This is a genomic window from Clostridioides sp. ES-S-0123-01 (genome assembly GCF_020658415.1).
GTDB lineage: Bacteria > Bacillota > Clostridia > Peptostreptococcales > Peptostreptococcaceae > Clostridioides.
The window spans coordinates 1-1642 of sequence record NZ_JACVWD010000019.1 but is presented as its reverse complement, the minus strand read 5'-3'; the positions used below and the strand labels follow the sequence as shown (position 1 = coordinate 1642).

Genomic DNA, 1642 nt, shown 5'->3' with positions numbered 1-1642 from the left:
TACAAGCAGGGGGTCGCAGGTTCGAGCCCTGCTGGTCCCACCATTTGCGGCCTGGTAGTTCAGTTGGTTAGAATGCCAGCCTGTCACGCTGGAGGTCGAGGGTTCGAACCCCTTCCAGGTCGCCAAAATAAAATATAAAAAATGCTGGTGTGGCTCAACGGTAGAGCAGCTGACTTGTAATCAGCAGGTTGTAGGTTCGATTCCTATCACCAGCTCCATGTAAAATTAATACGGAGGATTTCCCGAGCGGCCAAAGGGGGCAGACTGTAAATCTGTTGTCATCGACTTCGGTGGTTCGAATCCACCATCCTCCACCAATTAAATTAAATATGCGGGTGTAGCTCAATGGTAGAGTTCTGGCCTTCCAAGCCAGCTGTGAGGGTTCGATCCCCTTCACCCGCTCCAAAAAGCGTGGGTGCATAGCTCAGCTGGATAGAGCAACGCCCTTCTAAGGCGTGTGTCCGGGGTTCGAATCCCTGTGCGCTCACCACATATATATTGGGGATTAGCCAAGTCGGTAAGGCACATGACTTTGACTCATGTATGCGTAGGTTCGAGTCCTGCATCCCCAGCCAAATAAAAATATGGTCTATTAGCTCAGTCGGTAGAGCACCTGACTTTTAATCAGGGTGTCCCGCGTTCGAGTCGCGGATAGATCACCAATGGAGAGGTGTCCGAGTGGTTTAAGGAGCTGGTCTTGAAAACCAGTGACTTCGAAAGGGGCCGTGGGTTCGAATCCCACCCTCTCCGCCAAACTAAAATAATAGGACTAAATTTGGAGAAGTACTCAAGTGGCTCAAGAGGATCCCCTGCTAAGGGATTAGGCTGGGTAACCGGTGCGAGGGTTCGAATCCCTCCTTCTCCGCCATTTAAAAAAACGAGGTGTAGCGCAGTTTGGTAGCGCACATGGTTTGGGACCATGGGGCCGGGGGTTCGAGTCCCTTCACCTCGACCAACTAGGACCTTTAGCTCAGTTGGTTAGAGCGCCCGGCTCATAACCGGTAGGTCTGGGGTTCGAGTCCCTGAAGGTCCATTATTCTTCATAGGGGTGTAGCTCAGTTGGTAGAGCGTCGGTCTCCAAAACCGTGCGCCGGGGGTTCGAGTCCCTCCACCCCTGCCAAATAAAAAGGACTTGAAAAAAAATGAGTTTTAGAGTAATATAAGATAGTAAATAATATTTCGAGGTGTAGCGCAGTTTGGTAGCGCACATGGTTTGGGACCATGGGGCCGGGGGTTCGAGTCCCTTCACCTCGACCAAGTAAGGGCCTATAGCTCAGGTGGTTAGAGCGCACGCCTGATAAGCGTGAGGTCGCTGGTTCGAGTCCAGCTAGGCCCACCATTTGCCCAGATAGCTCAGTCGGTAGAGCAGGGGACTGAAAATCCCCGTGTCGGTGGTTCGATTCCGCCTCTGGGCACCAGAAATACGGCGGTATAGCTTAGTTGGCTAGAGCGTTCGGTTCATACCCGAAAGGTCATAGGTTCGACTCCTATTACCGCTACCATCTAACTATATCAATAAAGAACTTTGAAAATTAAACAGTAGGTTAATTTATAAAACAAGAAACAAACCATAAAGCCAGATATTTAGATAACAATAGTATCTGAGCCTGATAAACTTTTATTTGAGAGTTTGATCCTGGCT

At 49.9% G+C, this 1642-nt stretch carries 16 tRNA genes; all 16 read left to right on the top strand.

Annotated elements, in window-relative coordinates:
* The first annotated feature begins 48 nt into the window (after positions 1-48).
* The 16 genes from IC175_RS19185 (at position 49) to IC175_RS19110 (ending at position 1502) form a co-directional block, all read left to right on the top strand.
* Positions 49-125: transfer RNA gene (locus IC175_RS19185), tRNA-Asp, on the top strand.
* A gap of 18 nt (positions 126-143) precedes the next feature.
* Positions 144-218, top strand: a tRNA-Thr gene (locus IC175_RS19180).
* Between the two features lie 14 nt (positions 219-232).
* Positions 233-317 (top strand) — tRNA-Tyr (locus tag IC175_RS19175).
* A gap of 14 nt (positions 318-331) precedes the next feature.
* Positions 332-405, top strand: a tRNA-Gly gene (locus tag IC175_RS19170).
* 8 nt (positions 406-413) lie between these two features.
* Positions 414-490: transfer RNA gene (locus tag IC175_RS19165), tRNA-Arg, on the top strand.
* Between the two features lie 9 nt (positions 491-499).
* Positions 500-575, top strand: a tRNA-Gln gene (locus IC175_RS19160).
* Between the two features lie 11 nt (positions 576-586).
* A tRNA-Lys gene (locus IC175_RS19155) sits at positions 587-662 on the top strand.
* Positions 663-664: 2 nt separating this feature from the next.
* Positions 665-753: transfer RNA gene (locus IC175_RS19150), tRNA-Ser, on the top strand.
* 24 nt (positions 754-777) lie between these two features.
* Positions 778-868, top strand: a tRNA-Ser gene (locus IC175_RS19145).
* A 10-nt stretch (positions 869-878) separates the two neighbouring features.
* Positions 879-955, top strand: a tRNA-Pro gene (locus tag IC175_RS19140).
* A 4-nt stretch (positions 956-959) separates the two neighbouring features.
* Positions 960-1033: transfer RNA gene (locus IC175_RS19135), tRNA-Ile, on the top strand.
* Between the two features lie 11 nt (positions 1034-1044).
* Positions 1045-1120, top strand: a tRNA-Trp gene (locus IC175_RS19130).
* 60 nt (positions 1121-1180) lie between these two features.
* A tRNA-Pro gene (locus IC175_RS19125) sits at positions 1181-1257 on the top strand.
* 5 nt (positions 1258-1262) lie between these two features.
* Positions 1263-1339 (top strand) — tRNA-Ile (locus tag IC175_RS19120).
* Between the two features lie 3 nt (positions 1340-1342).
* Positions 1343-1418, top strand: a tRNA-Phe gene (locus IC175_RS19115).
* A 7-nt stretch (positions 1419-1425) separates the two neighbouring features.
* A tRNA-Met gene (locus IC175_RS19110) sits at positions 1426-1502 on the top strand.
* The last annotated feature ends 140 nt before the right edge of the window (positions 1503-1642 follow it).